The following is a 21,413-nucleotide window of genomic DNA, read 5'->3' as shown; positions in this document are numbered from 1 at the left end:
GTACATATGAAAAATATATTTCAATCACTATCAATAGCAACTCTACTCGGCTTGTTTGTCCCGTTCATTTCTTCCTGTAGCGATGATGAAAAAGTTTTTAACGAATGGAATGCTACGTATGTGTCTCTACAGAGAAATGACTATTTATCAGGGAATGTAAAAAAATTCAATCTGACTCATGATGCGAATGGAATCGGAGGAGATGAAATTAAGATGGCTTTCACTGTAAAAACGCAAAAAGCAGTATCTACAGATATGGTTATCGCATTAAGTGCAAAAAGTGAAACAGAAGGGCTTGATGCAAGCCAGATCGTTTTAAGTTCCTCACAAGTTACTCTCAAAGAGGGACAGATGACTTCTGAAGAAATCACTGCGACGGTTGATCCGACGATATTCGCCAGTATCATGGAAAAAACAAGTTTCTCTTTCAGTATATCAATCAGTAATGTAACTACCAATGATAAGAACACAGTTATTAGTAGTAGCTTAAGTACATTACCTGTCATTATTAATAACTGCCTACTGCAATCTAAAAAGTGGTACTCCTAGCAATAGCCAACTTATCAGTAATCGTGCAAGTTGGGTAATTAAGCTAGAAGAAGGAGTAGAAGGAACAGGTAATAACTTAATTGATGGCAGGACTAATACTGATATTGCTCTTAGTGGTGCAGGATTCTGGTTTACTGTTGATTTAGGAGAAACTAAGGTGTTAACAGGCATCAAAACAAATCATTGGGGAAATTCAAGTTCATATGCTCCTAGAGAAGTAGAGATTTTACAATCTGATAATGGTACGACTTGGAAATCATTAAGTTCACTAGCAATATCTGGGGGCACACAAAATATTACGTTCATTTCTCCTATTACTACGCGATATCTAAAATATCAGATTATTACCATTGCTTCAAGTGGTCGTACGGATGTTACAGAATTTAATGTTTACGAACCCCAAAGTGAGTAAGTATTTATGAATAGATAACTATAAAATATAGAATAGAGGCTATCAAACAGGCCTTAAGTTCATAAAATCACCCTCATTACAATGAACTGCACCCCAAAAGTTGAACACAAAACTTAAGGAGTGCAGTTCAGTCATGTAGTGAGGGTGATTTCTCGTTTTAAAGACTATCTAATAAAATCCCATTCCAATCAGTTTGCCACTACATATATGCGAAATGCCCCCAGAAAGTTATGTATCTAACTTTTGGGAGCACTTCACATCTTTATATAACGAACAAACCTTAATCTTTCAAAATCTAATTAGACAGCCTTTTAGAAACACGAATCTATCTCTTATTTCTTCATCACCCGGACAATCCGTCCGTCTTTCTTATAAGAGAAATGATTGGTATGCATTAATACATTCAGTATTTCATCAGCAGTGCTATCAGTAGAGAATTCACCGGTAAACCGTTCTGACTTCAATGCTTCATCCTTATAAATAAATTTGATATCGTACAACTTCTCCATAATATTGGTGATTTCCAATAAAGATTGTTGCTTAAATTCCAACTTGCCTTTAATCCAGAGAAGCACATCTGTAGGCTGGTTATATTCAATTAACTCTGCTTGATAAGTATCCGTATTTACATTCAATGTCTGTCCCGGTTTCAGCAAATAGCCATTCTCTTCCGTTCGCGGAGAATCTATCCGTACCAGTCCTTGAAGCAAGGTAGTCACTACCCTATTCTCTTCTTCGCGTGCACGCACATTAAATTTCGTACCGAGCACACAAGTCTTGATTTGCTTACTATTTACTATAAATGGTGCATGTTTATCATGAGACACTTCAAAATAGGCTTCACCCGACAAATCGATTTGACGATCCGAACTCCAGAAAGAATTATGATAAACTATTTTTGAAGATGCATTCAGCCATACCTTGCTACCATCCGGCAACACAGTCTGCGCTCTCTGTCCGGCAGCAGTTATCACCTCATAATCCGAAAGCTTATTAGAAAGTAATCCCCAAGCAATTCCACCGGCAAAAACGAGTCCGGTAAGAAAAGCAGCCGCCACAGTAGCATAACGTCCCCAACGGATCGATATACTTTTCCGCTTAGCTTTTTTCTCCTTTTCTCTGATAGCTGATTTAAATTGATCCAATGACGCCTCTGTATCTACAGTATTCATTACCGCTATACGCTCACCTACAAAAAGAGTGTAATAAAGTTGCTCCAAAGTTTTCCGGTTTTCCGGTCCTTCCTCGCACCAAGCTTCCACCCGGGCAGCTTCTTCATCATTACATTCGCCTTGCAGGTAATTCACCAAGATAGTTTCATCCATGCTCTTTTATCTTTTTACAAAAAAACTATAATACCTTTGTAGTAATACAGTTGTGAGTACAAATATACTAAAGAGAAAAAGAAAAAAATATTTTTTCTCGCATTTTTATTTCATTTATCTACTTCTTTCATTATTTTTGTCTTACATAAATTAAAAGAGAATGTCACAATCTCCGATATATTTGGATATTAATAATAATAAGTCCGTTATCACTGCCCTAAAAGCAGGAGAAGAAAAAGTTTTTGACGTCGTCTACAGACATTATTTCCGTAGGCTATGTGCTTTTTGTTCCCAGTATGTAGGTGAGCAGGAAGAAATAGAGGAGATTGTACAAGAAACGATGATGTGGCTGTGGGAAAATCGTTGCACTCTTATGGAAGAGCTGACACTCAAAACACTTCTTTTTACGATTGTCAAGAACAAAGCTCTCAACCGTCTTTCCCATTTTGAGATCAAACGAAAAGTTCATCAGGAAATCGTTGATAAATATGATAGTGAGTTCAATAACCCGGACTTCTATTTGAGTGATGAGCTTTTCCGTTTATATGAAGAAGCACTAAAAAAACTTCCGAAAGAATATCTCGAAGCTTACGAGATGAACCGCAATCAACATCTGACGCATAAAGAAATTGCCGAGAAGCTGAATGTATCTCCACAAACGATTAATTACAGGATCGGACAAGCCTTAAAGTTATTACGAGTAGCTTTAAAAGACTATCTACCTTTATTCATACTTATTTTCGGACCTAATTTTTTCGAACAATCATGAAATCAAAATTCGTATTTAGTAGTTCAAGCCTGTTTATCGGACTTTTTCTTTTCTTCTTCACTGAAAACGTGTGTTCACAAGAATCCGCTGATAACTGGACTCTTAAACAAGCCCGTCAATGGACACAAAAACAAGAATGGGCAAACGGGCTGAAGGCAATGCCTCATAAAACAACCGATTATCAGGAATTTGCGTCACAATATCATAAGAACCAGAAAGTGTGGGACAAGACTTTCCAATGGTTAGCTACCCACGACCTTGCGAATATGCCTGCCGGACGATATGAAGTGGATGGCGAACATTGTTACATCAATGTACAGGATGCAACAACACAAGATATCAGTAAACGTAAAATCGAAGCACACCGCCATGGTATTGATCTGCAATATGTAGTGAAAGGCACCGAACGTTTCGGAATTACTTCAGCAGAATATGCAGAGCCTATCACTGAATACAAACCGGATGTTACTTTCTACAAAGCTAAGAAAATAAAATATGTAGATTCCACTCCGGATACATTCTTCATGTTCTTCCCCAAAAACTTTCATCAGGCATTGGTAAAGGCAGGGAAAGAACCGGAGGACATACGGGTCATTGTTGCTAAAATCGAATATATCCCATAAACAGAAACATGAGTGAACTTTTAGTCTATAAAGCCTCCGCAGGTTCGGGTAAGACATTTACCCTGGCAGTGGAATATATCAAACTGTTAATTCTCAATCCCCGCGCCTACCGGCAAATTCTCGCTGTCACCTTTACCAATAAGGCAACAGCAGAAATGAAAGAACGCATTCTTAGTCAACTTTACGGCATACAGATAGGCGATAAAGATTCCGAAGCCTACCTCAACCGAATTAAAGAAGAGACAGGAAAAACCGAACAGGAGATACGGGAAGCGGCAGGCGTCGCCCTTAGCTATATGCTACATGATTACAGCCGGTTCAGGGTAGAGACTATCGACTCATTTTTTCAATCTGTCATGCGCAATCTCGCACGGGAACTGGAACTTAGCCCGAATCTGAATATCGAGTTAAATAACACCGAAGTTCTTAGTGACGCTGTAGATAGCATGATTGAGAAACTAGGACCCACTTCTCCCGTCCTCGCATGGTTGCTAGATTATATCAACGAGCGGATTGCCGATGATAAACGTTGGAACGTATCGGATGAAGTAAAAAGTTTCGGACGCAATATTTTCGATGAAGGTTATATTGAAAAGGGAGAAGGGCTCCGGCAACGGTTACGAAACCCGGATACCATCAAAGAGTATCGCAAGCAACTGAAAGCGCTGGAAACGGAAATTCTGGAGCAAATGAAAGGATTCTACGACCAATTCGAAGGAGAACTGGATGGACACGCACTGACTGCTGATGATCTGAAAAACGGTTCACGCGGAATCGGAAGTTATTTTCGTAAACTTAATAATGGTATTTTAGGCAATGATATCCGTAATGCCACAGTAGAAAAATGTCTGGAAGATGCAAAGAACTGGGCAACCAAGACTTCTCCCCGCTACGCGGACATCATTAATTTAGCCAACTCCAGTCTCATGCAAATTCTGGAAGATGCTGAAAAGTTACGTTCCAAGAATAATTTGTTACTAAATAGTTGCCGATTATCCCTGCAACATCTCAACAAAGTGCAACTCCTCGCCAATATCGATGAAGAAGTACGTCAATTGAATCACGACAACAATCGTTTTCTATTATCAGATACGAATGCCCTGCTCCATCAGCTGGTGAAAGACGGCGACTCCTCTTTTGTATTCGAAAAGATAGGAACGAATATCCATAACGTCATGATAGATGAGTTTCAGGATACCAGCCGGATGCAATGGGGAAATTTCAAATTGCTCTTACTGGAAGGATTGTCTCAAGGAGCAGACAGTTTGATTGTAGGAGACGTTAAACAGTCCATTTATCGTTGGCGAAATGGCGATTGGGGAATTCTCAACAGCCTGAATGACCACATCGAACATTTCCCGATCCGCGTCAAGACATTAGCTACCAACCGGAGAAGTGAAACCAATGTGATCCGGTTTAATAACCAAATCTTCACAGCTGCCACCAACTATCTGAACGGAGTATATAAGCAACAGTTAGGCAAGGATTGTGAGGATCTGCAGAAAGCCTATGCCGACGTTGTGCAGGAATCTCCCCGAAGTACAGAAAAAGGATATGTAAAAGTCTCTTTTCTCGAACCCGACGAAGAACATGATTATACCGAACAGACATTAATCAGTCTGGGAGAAGAAGTAAAACATCTCCTCACCTCCGGAGTACGACTAAATGATATAGCCATTCTGGTACGGAAAAATAAAAGTATTCCCCGAATCGCCGATTACTTTGATAAGGAGCTACACTATAAAGTGGTATCAGACGAAGCCTTCCGCTTGGACGCCTCTCTTGCCATTTGTATGATGCTGGATGCACTGCGATTCCTTTCCGATGAAAACAATAAAATAGCTCGTGCCCAACTGGCCGTAGCCTATCAAAACGAGGTCTTACAGAAAGGACTGGATTGGAATACTCTCCTACTCCTCCCTGCCGAGAATTATCTTCCCGCAGCGTTTTTTGAAAGGATAAAGGAACTAAGACTAATGCCTCTCTATGAGCTTTTAGAAGAACTTTTCAGTATATTCGAGATGAATCTTATCAAAGATCAGGATGCCTATTTATTCGCTTTCTTTGATGCCGTGACCGATTATCTGCAAAGCAATTCTTCCGAGCTGGACGGATTCATCCGGTATTGGGACGAAACATTATGCAGTAAAACAATTCCAAGTGGAGAAGTAGAAGGTATCCGGATTTTCTCCATACACAAATCCAAAGGATTGGAATTCCATACCGTGCTCCTTCCTTTCTGCGACTGGAAGCTGGAGAATGAAACCAATAATCAGCTCGTATGGTGCGCCCCACAAACAGCACCGTTCAATGCATTGGATATTCTTCCTATTAACTATTCCACTCAAATGGCAGAATCGATTTATGGTAACGACTACCTGCAAGAACGTCTTCAACTTTGGGTAGATAATCTCAATCTACTATACGTTGCTTTTACCCGCGCAGGGAAAAACCTTATTATCTGGAGCAGAAAAAGCCAAAAAGGCACCATGTCCGAACTATTGGCAAACACCCTACCGATAGTAGCCCAAGAAGAAGGGATTGACTGGGAAGAGGACTGTTACGAGCAAGGACAACTGTGCCCTTCCGAAGAAGAAAGAATAAAGACATCCACAAACAAGCTAACCCAGAAACCAGAAAAACTCCCTATCCGAATGGAATCCATGTGGCATGATATTGAATTTCGTCAGTCCAACCGCTCTGCCGACTTCATTCAGGGCATTGAAGAAGAAGATTCGGACGACCGCTTTATCAACCGCGGACGTATGTTACATACTTTATTTTCTGTCATCGAAACAGCAGAAGATATCGATCCGGCCATCGAACGGCTTATTTTTGAAGGAGTTATCAGAAATGACGAGAAAGAAAAAGTGGCTCGTGAAGTTGCAAAGAAAGCTTTTTCTTCTCCTGAAATTCAAGATTGGTATTCTGGAAAATGGACACTGTTTAATGAATGTGCTATTATCTATAAAGAAAAAGGAGTTTTGCAAACCCGTCGTCCGGACCGTGTAATGATGAAAGACGATCAGGTTGTTGTAGTCGATTTCAAGTTTGGTAAGGAAAATCCTAAATATAACAAACAAGTGAAAGGATATATGCAACTTCTTACCAAGATGGGATATAAAAATATCACCGGCTATTTGTGGTATGTGGATGAAGAAAAAATAGAAAAAGTATGAAAGCTGTTCCTCTCATCGGCATTGCCCGCCATCGACTAACGATTGACGGTGAAGGGATTACAACATTAGTTGCTTTCCATGGCTGTCCGTTGCGTTGCAAATATTGTCTCAATCCAACTTCTCTACAGCCTGATGGTGTTTGGGAGAGATACGATTGTAACCAACTCTATGAGGAAGTACGCAAAGACGAACTTTACTTTCTGGCGAGCTGCGGAGGAGTCACATTTGGAGGTGGAGAACCATTATTGCAAAACGAGTTCATCCGGCAGTTTCGCCAACTTTGCGGACCGGAATGGAGAATCACTGTCGAAACGTCTCTCAATGTTCCACTACAGAATATAGAAAAGTTGATTTCTATTGTAGATAATTATATCGTCGACATCAAAGACATGAATAATGACATCTATCAGCGATATACCGGAAAAGGTAATGAAAGGGTTTTATGCAATCTCCGGTATTTAATCGGAGAAGGCAAAGCCGGGAAAATTATCATTCGAACACCGCTCATTCCTTCTTATAATACGGAGCAAGATGTAGACTACAGCATAGAGCTTTTGAAAGAAATGGGAATCACCCAATTCGACCGATTCACCTATAAAACCCCTAATGATTAATGCCATGGCACGAGGAAAACAAACCTGTAAAATTTTAAAAGAAATTCGTCGGCAGATAGCCGAAGCAAATGATATTGAATTCATCACCTCTGAATGTCAATATCTGGGAGATTGTCCGGGCACTTGCCCAAAATGCGAAGCAGAAGTTCGTTCTCTGGAACAACAACTTCTCAACCGTCAAAGGTCCGGATTAAGTGTAAAAATAGTGGGCGTATCTCTTGGGCTATCTGCTGCATTGATTTCTTCTCCTCTATATGGACAAGAAGCGATAAAGGACAGTCTAAGTAACAGTTGTGATTCACTTCCTAAAGTTGAAGTTACGGGTGGAAAAACAGAAAAAACACATCAGGTAGCAGGAACCACCATTACTGCAGAGGAGCTAAAAGCCTTGTCGTTGAAAAAAGAAGAGGCAATGTTTGGGATCGTAGAGGCAATGCCTGAATTTCCTGGAGGTCAAAAAGCATTAATGACATATATAGCCAAAAATACAAACTATCCTCAAGACGCACCTTGTATTTCAGGACGTGTTATTGTTCAGTTCACTATTACTAAAAAAGGGAAGATTATAGATGCAAAAGTTGCTCGTGGGATTCATCCGGTTTATGATAAGGAAGCATTGAGAATTATAAAAAAAATGCCAGCATGGAAGCCCGGAACTCAAATGGGAAAACCTGTAGCTGTAAGGTATACAGTTCCAATCATATTCAGAGCCAAACAATAATATCTCCTTTTCAATATAGATAATACCATGAAACGAGGAAAACAAACCTGTAAAATCTTAAAAGAGATTCGTCGGCAGATAGCCGAAGCGAATGATATTGAATTCATTACTTCTGAATGTCAGTATCAGGGAGATTGTTTGGGCACTTGCCCCAAATGCGAAGCTGAAGTTCGATATTTGGAGCAACAACTTGAGCGAAAGCAGGTATCGGGAAAAGCAATCACAGTATTAGGCATATCTGCAGGTTTGATAGCCATGACTCCAATGACTTCATGCACCAATTCTGCTAATAAAGGAATGAATAAAGAAATGTCTAGTGACACCACCTCCTATGGAGATCTTATTATGGGAGAACCTGCCCCCACTTTAGCAGAAGACACCATCATTGCCACCATAAAAGATGTGCTACCTCCTCCACCACCAGCGCCAATACCCGACGATGTGATAGGAGGAGAGGTAGTAGTAGGATTTGTTTCCCCCGATATATCAGATACTTCATTGTCAGCGAGTGATACTCTGAATATAGCTCCGGTTATGCCTGAATTTCCTGGAGGCCAACAAGCTCTCATGCAATTTATTGCAAAAGAAATCCAGTATCCTACAATAGCACAAGGAGAGATGGGGGTGGGACGCGTTATAATTCAGTTCATCGTTGATAAAGAAGGAAATGTAGTCAATCCTAAAGTTGTACGCAGCGTAGATCCTTACCTGGACAAGGAAGCATTACGCGTCATCAACCAAATGCCCAAATGGAAACCCGGAGAACTGGAGGATGGTACTAAAGTAGCCGTTTATTTCACCGTTCCGGTTATGTTCCGACTACAATAAATATATGAATTAGAAAAAAACTTAATCAATATGCAATCATTTCTCCAACTAGTCGCCCATGATTTATATACCAAGATAGGAAACGACCTGTCACGTACGGCACTCGTTTTTCCTAATAAACGTGCTAACTTGTTCTTCAATGAATATTTAGCAGGAGAATCCGATCAACCGATCTGGTCACCAGCTGCCATGAGTATCAGCGACCTGTTTCAGAAACTATCCGCACAGAAAAGCGGCGATCCTATTCGATTGGTCTGCGAACTTTATAAAGTGTTCAAAGAGGAAACACAGAGTCAGGAAACATTGGACGATTTCTACTTCTGGGGAGAGTTGTTGATTAGTGATTTTGATGATGTAGATAAAAATATGGTCGATGCCGACAAATTATTCAGTAATCTACAAGATTTGAAAAACCTGATGGACGACTATGAATTCCTCGACAAAGAGCAGGAAGAAGCCATACAACAGTTTTTTCAGAATTTCTCCATTGAAAAACGGACCGAACTAAAAGAAAAATTTATTTCCCTTTGGGATAAGCTAGGTACTATCTACCATCGTTATCGGGCGAACCTGACAGAGTTAGGCATTGCTTACGAAGGCATGCTCTACCGGAACGTGATCGAACAACTCGATACCGACCAACTCAAATACGACAAATACATATTTGTCGGGTTCAATGTATTGAACAAGGTAGAAAATGATTTTTTCAGAAAACTGAAAGATGCGGGCAAGGCACTCTTCTATTGGGACTATGATATTTTCTATACCCAACAAATCAAAAAACATGAGGCCGGAGAATTTCTGAAACGTAACCTCGAGGAATTTCCGAACGAACTCCCGGAAAGCTTTTTCAACACCTTTAAAGAACCGAAGAAAATACGTTATATCTCCGCTTCTACCGAGAATGCCCAAGCACGTTTCCTTCCCGAATGGATTAAGGCGATAACAAACGATCATTCGCAAATTGCCGTAGAAAAGGAAAAAGAAAATGCTGTAGTGCTTTGCAATGAAGCTCTGCTACTCCCCGTGCTTCACTCCATTCCGCAGGAAGTGAAAAATGTCAATATCACCATGGGATTCCCATTGGCACAAACTCCTGTTTATAGCTTTATCAATGCCGCAATGGAACTGCAAACCAATGGTTACCGCTCCGACACCGGCCGATTCACTTATGAGGCAGTATCCGCCATATTGAAACATCCCTATACCCAGCAATTATCATCCCATGCCGGTCCCCTGGAACGTGAGCTGACCCAAACAAACCGTTTTTATCCACTCCCGTCGGAACTTAAACAAGATGATTTCCTAACTACCCTCTTCACTCCCCGTAATGGTATAAGAGAACTATGCGATTATCTGATCGAATTAATCAAATACATTTCAACCATTTATCGGAAAGAAGGAGAATACAATGATATTTTCAATCAACTATATAGAGAATCGCTCTTTCAAAGCCATACCAAAATCAACCGTCTCTACAGTTTGATTGAAAGCGGAGAATTAAATATACGCACCGATACTCTGAAACGACTGATTACCAAAGTACTGACATCTTCTAACATTCCTTTCCATGGAGAACCTGCTATTGGAATGCAAGTCATGGGAGTATTGGAAACACGTAATCTGGACTTCCGGAATCTCATTATATTGTCTCTCAACGAAGGACAACTTCCAAAATCCGGAGGAGATTCCTCTTTTATTCCCTATAATCTCCGGAAAGCATTCGGCATGACCACTATCGAACACAAAAATGCAGTGTATGCCTATTACTTTTATCGACTGATACAACGGGCAGAGAATATCACGCTACTCTACAATACTTCTTCGGACGGTCTCAACCGTGGAGAAGAATCCCGTTTCATGCTGCAGTTACTTGTAGAAGGTCCGCATGATATCACTCGCGAGTATCTGGAAGCCGGACAATCTCCGCAAAGTACCCAAGAGATACGAGTAGAAAAAACACCTGAAGTATTAAGACGACTCTATCGTGCTTACGATAGCACTCATCCAAATTCAGTGATTCTCTCTCCTTCTGCCCTTAATGCTTATCTGGATTGCCGGTTGAGATTCTACTACCGCTATGTAGCGGGCTTGAAAACACCGGACGAAGTTAGTGCTGAAATTGATTCCGCTCTATTCGGAACCATTTTCCACCTCTCCGCCCAATTGGCATACACTGACCTGACTGCAGCCGGAAAAACGATACAGAAAGAAGATCTTGAACGCTTATTACGCAATGATGTGAAACTACAAAGCTACGTTGACCAAGCCTTCAAAGAAGAATTATTCAAGGTTTCTCCCGAAGAAAAACCGGAATATAACGGCATACAACTTATTAACTCCAAAGTAATTGTTTCCTATCTGAAACAATTGCTGCGCAACGACCTTCAATATACTCCTTTCGAAATGGTCGCTATGGAAAAGAAAGTTTCAGAAGAGATAACTATACAAACAGGACAAGGACCGTTCACTCTCCGTCTGGGTGGCACAATCGACCGTATGGATGCTAAAGAAAGTACCCTGCGGATTGTTGACTACAAGACAGGAGGAAGTCCTAAAATACCTGCTAATATCGAACAACTGTTCACCCCATCGGAAACACGCCCGAACTATATCTTCCAGACTTTTCTGTATGCCGCTATCATGAGCCGACAACAATCGTTAATGGTAGCTCCTGCCCTGCTCTACATCCACCGGGCAGCATCAGAAAACTATTCGCCTGTTATCGAAATGGGAGAACCCCGTAAACCGAAAATACCGGTAAACAACTTCGCTTTCTTTGAAGATGAATTCCGTGAACGCCTACAAGCATTATTAGAAGAAATATTCAGCGAAGAAGAGCCTTTTACGCAGACAGAAGATACTAAAAAATGTTCGTATTGCGATTTTAAGGCTATCTGCAAACGATAGACCGAAAATAGAATATACCATTAAATAAGGGCACGATTTACATATTCATGCAAACCGTGCCCTTATTATTTCTAGTCGTATTATCTAAGTTATCTTATTTCTCCAACAATGGGATTGAGAAACTAAATGTAGACCCGTCTCCCTTCTTGGAAGTAAACCAAAGTTTACCGCCATTCTTAACAACAAAGTCCTGACACAATAACAATCCGAGTCCCGAACCTTCTTCATTGTTTGTACCAAATGTACTGAAATGAGTATCGGTATGCAGCAACTTCTTCTGATTTTCATCATCGATACCGCAACCGCTATCTTTCACACTTACGATTGCCATACCGTCTTCTTCTGCCAGTGACACCACTACCTCCGAACCTTCATTGCTAAACTTAATCGCATTACTGATTAAATTACGGATCACCGTCTTAATCATATCAATATCAGCACGGACAGCCATATTTTCCACAGGTACATCCTGTACAATCTTAATATTCTTCAGACTGGCTACCATCGTAAAGATTTCACTTACGCCCTCTACCACTTCTACCATATCAATATCCTGATAAACCACTTTTAGTTTACCAATCTGGCTCTTTGTCCATTTCAGCAGATTATCAAGCAATGAGAATACATCTTCAGTTGTCTGATTGGCCATCGTTAGCAATTCATACATCTCCTCACCAATCGTTTCGCTTGGCAGATTCAGAATCAGCATATTCAATACCATCTTGATGGATCCCATAGGCGAACGCAAGTCATGTGCAATCACAGAGTAGAGCTTGTCACGTCCCATAATAGTCTTACGCAACTCTTCCGTTTGTGCAACAATGATTCTTTTCGCTGCAACTAACGAAATCTGGTGTGTCACACGAATAATCAGCTCTTCTTTGTTGAATGGCTTTGAGATAAAATCGTTACCACCCACCTGAAATCCTTTGACGATATCTGCCGTACTGTTAAGAGCAGTCAGGAAGATAATGGGAATTTCAGCCATTTCGGGATCCGCTTTCATTTGTTGAGCCACCTCAAATCCACTGATATCCGGCATCATCACATCCAACAATACTAGATCCGGATTTTCCTTCTTCACTTGTTCCAACGCCTGTGTTCCATTACCGGCAGTCACAATCTTGAATTTCTCGTTGGTCAAAAGTACCTTTAATAAAAGGACGTTTGATATTACATCGTCCACAATAAGGACTTTATATTCGGAAGGATTAATTTCCATATTCATAATTTTCTTTTTTTATGCTTCAGACATTTTTAAAATATTCAATCATACGCTTCAGCCCTTCTTCCAGTTCAACGGTAGGCTGCCAACCCAGTTTCTCTTTAGCCAATGTAATATCCGGTTGTCGCTGTTTCGGATCATCATCCGGCAAAGACTTAAATACAATTTTCGAAGATGAGCCGGTCAGACTAATAATCCTTTCCGCCAGTTCCAACACTGGGAACTCATTCGGATTCCCCAAATTCACAGGTCCTGTAAATCCGTCCTCCGTATTCATCATTCTTATCATTCCCTCAATCAAATCATCAATATATTGGAAACTACGTGTTTGTTTTCCATCACCATATATAGTTATATCCTCATTATTCAACGCTTGAAGAATAAAATTAGAAACAACCCGGCCGTCGTTCGGCAACATTCGCGGACCATACGTATTAAAAATACGGATAATCTTCACACGCACACTGTTCTGACGGTGATAATCCATAAATAACGTTTCTGCGCAACGCTTCCCCTCATCATAACAAGACCGGTAACCTACCGGATTCACATTTCCCCAGTAGCTTTCCGGTTGCGGATGAACGATCGGGTCTCCATATACCTCGCTCGTAGAAGCTTGCAAAATCTTGGCATCCAGCCTCATTGCTAATCCCAACATATTTATAGCCCCCATCACAGATGTTTTAGCTGTTTGAATCGGGTCATGTTGATAATGGATAGGAGATGCGGGACATGCCAAATTATATATTTCATCTACTTCTGCCGAATAAGGATAAGTGACATCATGCCTCACCACCTCAAAATGATGATTATCCATCAAATGAATGATATTATCTTTCGAACCCGTAAAAAAATTATCCAGGCATATCACGTCGTGACCTTCGTTTATAAGCCGAGTACAGAGATGAGAGCCTATAAAACCGGCTCCGCCACTTACCAATATTCTTTTCATTCTAAGTTTTTCTATTGTTTACTAAAGAGACGCTGTCCCTTCGTTTTGTTTATGGACACAAATGTAACCGATTTGCTTAAAATAAACAATTTTCGGAGAGGATATTTTAAAAAAAAGAAGATTTAAATAGTTTCAAATTCCGAAACAACTTGCCACAGTGAAATGTTTATAATACAAAAGTACATTTTATTTAGACTATTATGACGATAAATGACCCTAATACAAACCTGATAGAGGCGATGAAAGAAAAGCTTCCGGCAAAAGGTAAACTGGCAGATATGTTAATGGACACACTATACATAGGTAAAGAAGCCGTATATAGAAGATTGCGTGGTGAGGTACCTTTCACGCTACAGGAAGCAGCTCTTGTTTCAAGGAAACTTGGCATATCGCTGGATAAGATTATAGGAACCAGCTTCAAATCGAATGCAATGTTCGACATAAATATCGTAGATTATGATGATCCGTTTGAAAGTTACTATAATACCTTATATAAATATGTATCATTGATTAATACAATGCAGGATGATCCGGAGTCTACCATGGGGACTTCTTCTAATATTATTCCCCAGACTCTCTATCTGAAACATGATCTTTTGGCTAAATTCCGTTTTTTCAAATGGATGTACCAAAACAAATATATTCAGTGTAACAATTTCGATGAATTGGAGATTCCTGCGAAATTGCTCAATATCCAGAAAGATTATGTGGATATGACCCGTCATATTCATTCTATAGATTATATCTGGGATAGTATGATTTTCCAGCATCTCATCAATGACATCCAATACTTCTCTGACGTTCATCTCATTTCGGATGAAGCAAAAATGCAGATTAAAGAGGAATTGTTTCTGCTTACAGACGAACTGGAAGAACTTGCTACACGAGGAAAAACCAAAGATGGCAATACGGTCCGTATCTATGTGTCTCACATCAATTTTGAGGCGACATACAGTTATGTGGAAACCAATTCGCTACAGCTTAGCCTGATACGTGTTTATTCCATCAATTCTTTGACTACCCTGGATCATGAGATATTCCATAGTTTAAAAGAATGGATTCAGTCATTAAAGAAATTCTCCACTCTGATATCCGAAAGTGGTGAAATGCAACGTATTCATTTTTTTAAGCAACAACGGGAAATCATTGATACTCTTTAATTTCCATTTTTTCGTAAAACAGAAGCAAGTAAATTATAGAATTACAATAAATGAAAGTAGATAACCACATTATCTACTTTTTTTCATTATATGCCCCCACTCTTTTTTTTTCTTTCCAATCAGAAAATGAGCACACAACTCATAGCCGTTTTTCCACACTAATCTTTCACTTACAAGCTTTAATTTTGCATAAAATGTATCACAGTGATTATTAATATTAAATGCGAGGAACAGACAATGAAAAATGGTATTCTAAATGAATTAATAACAGTTATGAAAGAGAGGGTTCCCAAAGGGCAAAATCTTGCCAGTAATTTGGCGGATATCCTATGTATGGGCAAAGAAGCTGTATACCGCAGACTTCGGGGTGAGGTATCTTTTTCGATAGAAGAAGTAGCCATCATATCTCACAAATTGGGAATTTCTATCGATCAGGTAGTCGGCGACCACCATTCTAACAAGGTGACTTTCGACCTCAACCTGCATCATTCTTCTAATGCGATAGATAGCTATTACGAAATACTTAATCGTTATCTACAGATATTTGATTTTGTAAAAGAAGATAATAGCACGGAAATATATACGGCTTCCAATCTTTTACCTTTTACGCTTTATTCTTCTTTCGAGAATCTGTCTAAGTTTCGTCTTAGCCGATGGATTTATCAGCATGGACAAATCAAGACTCCACACTCTTTGGAGGATATGCGCGTAGAGAAGAAAATCGTGCAGGCGCATAAGAAGTTGAGTGAAAGTGTGAAGCAATGTCCCAAAACCTTTTTTATCTGGGACACCAGTATTTTCTATTCTTTCGTCAATGAGATTAAGTACTTTGCCAGTTTGCACATGATTACACTGAATGATGTAGAGAACCTAAAAGAAGAGCTATATCAACTACTGACGTATATAGAAACGTTATCAAGTAAAGGAGAATTTAGCGAAGGACGGAAAGTGTATTTCTATTTATCCAATATAAACTTTGAAGCGACTTACAGCTACATCGAAAAGCTGAACTACCAGATTAGTCTATTGCGGATATATTCAATCAATTCTATGGATTCACAAAGCCCGCATATCTGTCAGATGCAACGTGACTGGATTCTATCTTTGAAACGTCACTCCACTCTGATCTCGGAAAGCGGAGAAGCACAGCGTATCATATTCCTACAAAATCAAAAAAGTATAATTGATACCTTGTAAAAAAGAACCGGCTAAGTTAATCAACTTAGCCGGTTCTTTTTTTGTCCCTTATTATACTAATGTATTTTTTCTGGGATTTCTCCCTATTTGTTGATATTACAGTTCTCCTTCTGTCTGCGAATAAACAGTCCATCCGTTAATCACGATTCTCATGGCAAGCCATGAATCAGAGATGAAGAAAACGATATGGTAGTTACTTTGGCGATCAAAATATTCCTGCATTCCGATTTTCTTATCCTCCATATTAGTCATAGCAAGATAATCAATCAGATTGATATCGAATACCTTTTTTGCAGAAGATTTCTCCGTCACCACTAACCGGGTTTTTCGATCCTTCATCAACCGCATCGTATTAAGGTCTACTGAAGCAGCAGAAGAATTCACTTGATCTCTGCGATAAGGTTGGAAACTAAGCATATCATCCTCCAACAAAGAGTTATCATGCCCCAGATACCCATTGGATTCCCGAATCTCATAATCATAATCATCCACGTTGAGTTCCCAATCATTGGTATAACCCTGGAATATAAAACGTACCCGTTTTGTATCCCTTATCAGGTTAATCGTCTCTGTCTGATGAGTTTTCCCTGTAAAGTTTACATCGATAATCTCACCATACCAAAGCGTTTCCAACTCTTTATTGATGATAAGAGCCTCTTCACGTTTCAACCGCAATCGTAGATCAGTAATCGTAGAGACACCGGGAGTTAACGAAGTAATATCGTATGAATCACGTGCACCTGCCCATGCCATAAACTGATACTCGCCTATAGGCAATGCTACCTCCATCAGATAATTTCCCGTCGATAATGAGCTTCCTTCTTCTGCCTGTTTAAATAAAAACTTTCCGTCTTTATTAAACACATAAAGCTCTACTTTATCAACCTGTGTATGGAAAGCGTCTGCAAATTCCATATTATAGTCATATTTGAACTTTACAAACAAACGGCATTCCGGCAGGTCTTCATTAAAGTTATCACAAGAAGTCATTATCCAGGAGCTAATGATGAGAATCCCGAAGGTGACATGACGTACAAGGCTTTTTAGGTTCATATTTCTATTCTTCTAATTCTATCAAACTATAAAGTTTTCTATTGTTTGTTTTGGAGGTAAAGAGAGCGTCCCCTCCTTACCTCAAATTATATTAAAACAATGAATTTCAAATTATAGTGGTTCAACTTGACTGTACCAAGTCCATGGATTAACCTCAATCTTGATAGACAAGTAACGGTCTTCTTCTTCATCCGGAGCACTAGGATCCGGATCGGGGATGATTGGATAACCCGGATTATTGATTTTATTTACAGTAATATCATAAACAGAGTTACGAACTACACCAAATTCACCTAACTTATTCATGATGGTAGGACTATCATCATGCTTAATCATGATTTTATAGTAACAAATACCTTCTGAATAGTACTCAACACCTTTCAGATTCTTACCTCCTTTACTTGCTGTTGAGATTTGAGTAGCAAGATCACTAAACTCTTGTGTAAGTTCCTCTGCCATTTGTGCTGCAGTCTTAGCATCATCCTTATCAGCAGGAATAGCAACTTGGGTATTAAGAAGTGCCTTTATATATTCATTATAAGCATCTGTTATATCCGTAGCATATTCAGACGGCTTATCATGTGTATATTTATTAGTCAATTCCTTTTCGATATAAGTCAATACCGAAGCTTGAGTATAGAATATACCATTCATATTAAACCAATCTGTTCCATTAGCTAAAGTCACTTTTGAACCATCTTCATTGGTAATGGTAGTAGGAGCATAACCGACTTTCAACAATACTTGAGTTGTATAAGCATGCATATTGAAGTTTACAACATCAGTTTGATTCTGGGTATTTTCAAGACAATATTTAACAGACGTATTTACTTCATTCCAATCTATATCTTCTTTTTTAGTAGCAGATGACACATAAAAATAGTTTCCAGCATACACCGTTTGATCATCATCATCCCATGCGCCAATATCATTGATTACTCCAAAATTCGGATCTACTCTGTATGAACCAAGACTATACTGATCATAAGGAGTCCACGTATTCATGGCTGTTTTCATTCTTTTTGATGCAGGATAGAATTTCTTGTTTGTTATATTCAAATACCACTCTGTCTCATCCGAGTCTATAGTTGCAGTTTCACTAAGTTTTTCACCACCATCAGGTTTCACATATACCCGCACTTTAGCTGATATACGATCTATTCTAATAGTCAGAGGAGAGCTTGTTGCCGCTGTTGGTGTATTGTACAAAGTCAATGCTTCCGGATCTCCATTAGCCTTTGAAGGTTCCAGGTCACCTTTGGCATTTGTCATCACAAACCCGCCTGATTTTGCTACCCCAGTAGTCACTCCAGCTTCTGCCGTAAGCGTTATTACCTTATTTACATTTTCATAAGTGTCACCTTCTTGAATAATCCGACCCAAATTCTGTGGATTAGCAATAACCAACACAGCTACAGAAGTAGAAGGTACTTTAAAAGCATTTGTTCTGTTCGGCAGGTTATTAATATCCTCTGTTCCAAAATCTACAATTTTCGTTACAACACTTGCATCAGTATGCCCATCAAAGAAAACTGCGTAAACCTTAGTAATCGTACTTTCATCAGGTGTACCATTTTCTTGATTGGGGGTGTTCAGTGCACGTGTTTTAGTTGATTGTACAGTTAAAGCCACCCATGCATCTCCATCAGAGTTCGTTACATCAGTCCCGTTCTCCCCACCAGGAACGATGTCCTCATTACTACATGCTGCAAATGCAATAGCAGCAAGTGCCAGCATAAAAAAGTTTTTTTTCTTCATTGTTTTTTACAATTTAATAAAAGCGTTTGTAATTAATTTATTTATCCCTATTTTTCTTTTCAATTTCAGCTGCATTTGTTCTCTTTCTAGCCAATTCTTCCAAATTATGTCCGGCAGCTTCCAAACCCGATTCGGAGGCTATTTTTAAATACTTTTCTCCTTTCTCATATTCTCCTTTTAATAGCATTAGTACCCCTATGGCATTATTATATTCTGATAAATTAGTATTTGAGTGTACCATATCTAAATAGCGTTCTGCCGATAACAGGTCATTGCGCGATAAAGCGGCAGCAGCGGCATTTATATTAGCAATCTCATCCTTCGGATACATCCGGACAGCCGTCTCGAATATATCAATGAAATCTTGCGAACCAACCGGATAGGTATTAGCCACCAAGAACATCTCATTTAAACTTAAATTCTGCGGACGGCTTTTAATAACCTCTTTTGCTTCATCTATATTAAAATTCTTAACCTCATAATTCACTTTACAGATAGCTACACGAAGACTCGGAAAAATATATTTCAACATATACCGGTAGGGTATTCCCCCACGAAGTTGCATTAACTTAGTCTCTCTTCCTTTCTCAATAGGTATATTCCTTATAATATCCAGCACTTCATCTTTATATTCCATTTCCATGGTATTCAATGCCTCTTCCAAGCCTTCCCAGTTCTCACCGCCAAAAATGATATAATATTGGTTTCTTGGAAAGTCATATCTGGATGCCAGATACTCCCGGAGTGCCATAGCACGTCCTTCGGACAGGCGTTTGTTCGTTGCCAATGTTCCTTCCGGAGAAGCATAACCTATGATGTCCAAGCGGTTAACCTTTACACTGGGATCAGACTTCAACTCATCAATCATCTTGCGAATTTTAGCCAACTCTTGAGGGTTGTTCATATATTCAGGACGGATGTTCACCTTATTCACTTCGAAATCAAGGAAACACTCTGCCTGTATATCACGGCGTTTGATCTCTTCAGCCTTTGGTTGCAAATATGCCAATTGAGGTGATACCACGTATGGCAACAATACACGTTCCAACGTAACCTTATCAAACTGCTCCACATCCATCAATGCAGTTTCACCACAACCACACTCATCACGCTGCACATCCAAACGCGCATCTTCCATCCAAGGCTCAAAACGCACCACATACCGATAGCGAATCGTATCATTTCTCCATTTGCTTCCTTTTTCCACCACATAAGGCTTCTCATAGGTCTTCTTCTCTTTGGCACTCATTACCGCAAGTTCACGTTCATAAGCCAGATATTCATCACGACCTTTAATAGATACCTTTGGAAGATTCAACGTACGTTCCGGAGATACCAGTTGGGGAATAAGATCCACTCCGCGCGCTGATTTGACCTTCACATTATTCAAGCTAAAGTCTATATCGATATGAAGAAAGTTACCTTTTTGTTCCAGTTGAACCGGCTTCACAGCAATGTTGCCCTCATAAGAGCGGGATTGTGCCACCACATTCTTTATATTCAGGCTGCAAACCACTAACATACATACGATAAAACTTATATTTCTTTTCATCATCATTCTATTTAATTATATAAATAAGCGACACACTTGCTTTAGTAGGTCCAAAGTAATTTTTACTATTTTCCTTCTCCTTCGTACCGCAAGTGGTACAGGGATATTTATCATATACAATATGTGCATACCCCACTCCAACAGATGCTTCAATACTCCAGCGTTTTTTCAGAATCCAGGAATGTCCCACAGAAAAACCACCTCCGTATAAATGTCCCTGATAGCGATTCTTTTGCATATTTTCGCTGATGAAAGACCAATCAGGCCATCCTCCCACATTGAAATCCGCATAATGTCCGTGTATTCCAATAAACGTACGGCGGAAGCGTTCACAAAACCAATAACGAACTTCGGGTTGTATTCCCCAATGACGTAATCGTTTGCCGTCGGAAGGCTTCCATGGATTATAGTTGACTGGAATATCCAATGTCCATTTACGTGCCAATCCCAGCTCCATTCCTAAGTTCATGGTCGTGGTAGCATCATACAAAAGGTTGCTTTTAAGCGCAACTTTCTGTGCCTTACTCTCGAAAAGAATACATCCGAGCATGAATAATATGAGTAAACTTACTTTCTTCATTAATAA

The 21,413-nt window shown here is 39.6% G+C and carries 16 protein-coding genes and 1 pseudogene; 10 read left to right on the top strand and 7 right to left on the bottom strand.

Annotation, left to right across the window (positions count from 1 at the left end):
* Positions 1-6 precede the first annotated feature (6 nt).
* Positions 7-961: pseudogene (locus H8796_RS25675) on the top strand (DUF4999 domain-containing protein).
* A gap of 332 nt (positions 962-1,293) precedes the next feature.
* On the opposite strand, the gene H8796_RS17360 reads toward H8796_RS25675, so the two are convergent.
* The gene (locus tag H8796_RS17360) at positions 1,294-2,286 is read right to left on the bottom strand and encodes a FecR family protein (protein ID WP_117933205.1); all 993 of its coding nucleotides are present in this window, start codon (positions 2,284-2,286) and stop codon (positions 1,294-1,296) included.
* Positions 2,287-2,446: 160 nt separating this feature from the next.
* Between H8796_RS17360 and H8796_RS17355 the strand changes: the two genes are divergently transcribed.
* From H8796_RS17355 to H8796_RS17325, 7 genes are read left to right on the top strand one after another with little or no spacing between them, the layout of a single operon-like run.
* Positions 2,447-3,055, top strand: coding sequence for an RNA polymerase sigma-70 factor (locus H8796_RS17355; RefSeq protein WP_004300457.1), 609 nt, complete (start codon positions 2,447-2,449; stop codon positions 3,053-3,055).
* Positions 3,052-3,678 (top strand): YhcH/YjgK/YiaL family protein, encoded by a 627-nt coding sequence (locus H8796_RS17350; RefSeq protein WP_117933203.1) that lies wholly within the window; start codon positions 3,052-3,054, stop codon positions 3,676-3,678. The genes H8796_RS17355 and H8796_RS17350 overlap by 4 nt, the downstream gene beginning before the upstream one ends.
* A gap of 8 nt (positions 3,679-3,686) precedes the next feature.
* Complete coding sequence (locus H8796_RS17345) at positions 3,687-6,857, top strand: exodeoxyribonuclease V subunit beta (RefSeq protein ID WP_117933201.1); 3,171 nt, start codon at positions 3,687-3,689, stop codon at positions 6,855-6,857.
* Positions 6,854-7,471 (top strand): radical SAM protein, encoded by a 618-nt coding sequence (locus H8796_RS17340; RefSeq protein WP_117933199.1) that lies wholly within the window; start codon positions 6,854-6,856, stop codon positions 7,469-7,471. The genes H8796_RS17345 and H8796_RS17340 overlap by 4 nt, the downstream gene beginning before the upstream one ends.
* Before the next feature lie 4 nt (positions 7,472-7,475).
* Positions 7,476-8,192 carry an energy transducer TonB gene (locus H8796_RS17335; protein WP_117933240.1) on the top strand — a complete coding sequence of 239 codons (717 nt, stop codon included), beginning with the start codon at positions 7,476-7,478 and terminating at the stop codon, positions 8,190-8,192.
* 27 nt (positions 8,193-8,219) lie between these two features.
* Positions 8,220-9,020, top strand: a complete 801-nt coding sequence (locus H8796_RS17330; protein ID WP_187343841.1) for an energy transducer TonB — start codon at positions 8,220-8,222, stop codon at positions 9,018-9,020.
* A gap of 30 nt (positions 9,021-9,050) precedes the next feature.
* The gene (locus H8796_RS17325; RefSeq protein WP_117933195.1) at positions 9,051-11,930 is read left to right on the top strand and encodes a PD-(D/E)XK nuclease family protein; all 2,880 of its coding nucleotides are present in this window, start codon (positions 9,051-9,053) and stop codon (positions 11,928-11,930) included.
* A 94-nt stretch (positions 11,931-12,024) separates the two neighbouring features.
* Here H8796_RS17325 and H8796_RS17320 read toward each other — a convergent pair whose 3' ends face one another.
* Together H8796_RS17320 and H8796_RS17315 are read right to left on the bottom strand one after the other, a co-directional pair.
* Positions 12,025-13,158, bottom strand: a complete 1,134-nt coding sequence (locus tag H8796_RS17320; protein WP_008647350.1) for a hybrid sensor histidine kinase/response regulator — start codon at positions 13,156-13,158, stop codon at positions 12,025-12,027.
* Positions 13,159-13,177: 19 nt separating this feature from the next.
* Positions 13,178-14,107 (bottom strand): UDP-glucuronic acid decarboxylase family protein, encoded by a 930-nt coding sequence (locus tag H8796_RS17315; RefSeq protein WP_008999492.1) that lies wholly within the window; start codon positions 14,105-14,107, stop codon positions 13,178-13,180.
* A gap of 200 nt (positions 14,108-14,307) precedes the next feature.
* Between H8796_RS17315 and H8796_RS17310 the strand changes: the two genes are divergently transcribed.
* Both H8796_RS17310 and H8796_RS17305 read left to right on the top strand, forming a co-directional pair.
* The gene (locus tag H8796_RS17310) at positions 14,308-15,267 is read left to right on the top strand and encodes a hypothetical protein (RefSeq protein ID WP_008999491.1); all 960 of its coding nucleotides are present in this window, start codon (positions 14,308-14,310) and stop codon (positions 15,265-15,267) included.
* Between the two features lie 237 nt (positions 15,268-15,504).
* Positions 15,505-16,464 (top strand): hypothetical protein, encoded by a 960-nt coding sequence (locus H8796_RS17305; RefSeq protein ID WP_117933193.1) that lies wholly within the window; start codon positions 15,505-15,507, stop codon positions 16,462-16,464.
* Positions 16,465-16,560: 96 nt separating this feature from the next.
* Here H8796_RS17305 and H8796_RS17300 read toward each other — a convergent pair whose 3' ends face one another.
* The 4 genes from H8796_RS17300 to H8796_RS17285 form a co-directional block, all read right to left on the bottom strand.
* A complete protein-coding gene (locus tag H8796_RS17300; RefSeq protein ID WP_117933191.1) occupies positions 16,561-17,517 on the bottom strand; it encodes a FimB/Mfa2 family fimbrial subunit in 957 nt (318 codons plus the stop codon).
* A 111-nt stretch (positions 17,518-17,628) separates the two neighbouring features.
* The gene (locus H8796_RS17295) at positions 17,629-19,275 is read right to left on the bottom strand and encodes an Mfa1 family fimbria major subunit (protein WP_187343840.1); all 1,647 of its coding nucleotides are present in this window, start codon (positions 19,273-19,275) and stop codon (positions 17,629-17,631) included.
* 37 nt (positions 19,276-19,312) lie between these two features.
* Entirely contained in the window at positions 19,313-20,830 is a 1,518-nt protein-coding gene (locus H8796_RS17290) for a DUF3868 domain-containing protein (protein WP_187343999.1), read from the bottom strand.
* Positions 20,831-20,834: 4 nt separating this feature from the next.
* Positions 20,835-21,407 (bottom strand): DUF3575 domain-containing protein, encoded by a 573-nt coding sequence (locus tag H8796_RS17285; protein ID WP_117933187.1) that lies wholly within the window; start codon positions 21,405-21,407, stop codon positions 20,835-20,837.
* Between the last annotated feature and the right edge of the window lie 6 nt (positions 21,408-21,413).

The organism is Bacteroides sp. M10 (assembly GCF_014334015.1).
In the GTDB taxonomy this organism is placed as follows: domain Bacteria; phylum Bacteroidota; class Bacteroidia; order Bacteroidales; family Bacteroidaceae; genus Bacteroides; species Bacteroides intestinigallinarum.
Note: the sequence above shows the minus strand (reverse complement) of the source record. Positions and strands in the feature narration are given on the sequence as shown.

Bases quoted from the DNA above. Each gene is read 5' to 3' on its own strand.
- H8796_RS17360 (WP_117933205.1), bottom strand. From the start codon at position 2,286: ATGGATGAAACTATCTTGGTGAATTACCTGCAAGGCGAATGTAATGAT.
- H8796_RS17355 (WP_004300457.1), top strand. From the start codon at position 2,447: ATGTCACAATCTCCGATATATTTGGATATTAATAATAATAAGTCCGTT.
- H8796_RS17350 (WP_117933203.1), top strand. From the start codon at position 3,052: ATGAAATCAAAATTCGTATTTAGTAGTTCAAGCCTGTTTATCGGACTT.
- H8796_RS17345 (WP_117933201.1), top strand. From the start codon at position 3,687: ATGAGTGAACTTTTAGTCTATAAAGCCTCCGCAGGTTCGGGTAAGACA.
- H8796_RS17340 (WP_117933199.1), top strand. From the start codon at position 6,854: ATGAAAGCTGTTCCTCTCATCGGCATTGCCCGCCATCGACTAACGATT.
- H8796_RS17335 (WP_117933240.1), top strand. From the start codon at position 7,476: ATGGCACGAGGAAAACAAACCTGTAAAATTTTAAAAGAAATTCGTCGG.
- H8796_RS17330 (WP_187343841.1), top strand. From the start codon at position 8,220: ATGAAACGAGGAAAACAAACCTGTAAAATCTTAAAAGAGATTCGTCGG.
- H8796_RS17325 (WP_117933195.1), top strand. From the start codon at position 9,051: ATGCAATCATTTCTCCAACTAGTCGCCCATGATTTATATACCAAGATA.
- H8796_RS17320 (WP_008647350.1), bottom strand. From the start codon at position 13,158: ATGAATATGGAAATTAATCCTTCCGAATATAAAGTCCTTATTGTGGAC.
- H8796_RS17315 (WP_008999492.1), bottom strand. From the start codon at position 14,107: ATGAAAAGAATATTGGTAAGTGGCGGAGCCGGTTTTATAGGCTCTCAT.
- H8796_RS17310 (WP_008999491.1), top strand. From the start codon at position 14,308: ATGACGATAAATGACCCTAATACAAACCTGATAGAGGCGATGAAAGAA.
- H8796_RS17305 (WP_117933193.1), top strand. From the start codon at position 15,505: ATGAAAAATGGTATTCTAAATGAATTAATAACAGTTATGAAAGAGAGG.
- H8796_RS17300 (WP_117933191.1), bottom strand. From the start codon at position 17,517: ATGAACCTAAAAAGCCTTGTACGTCATGTCACCTTCGGGATTCTCATC.
- H8796_RS17295 (WP_187343840.1), bottom strand. From the start codon at position 19,275: ATGAAGAAAAAAAACTTTTTTATGCTGGCACTTGCTGCTATTGCATTT.
- H8796_RS17290 (WP_187343999.1), bottom strand. From the start codon at position 20,830: ATGATGAAAAGAAATATAAGTTTTATCGTATGTATGTTAGTGGTTTGC.
- H8796_RS17285 (WP_117933187.1), bottom strand. From the start codon at position 21,407: ATGAAGAAAGTAAGTTTACTCATATTATTCATGCTCGGATGTATTCTT.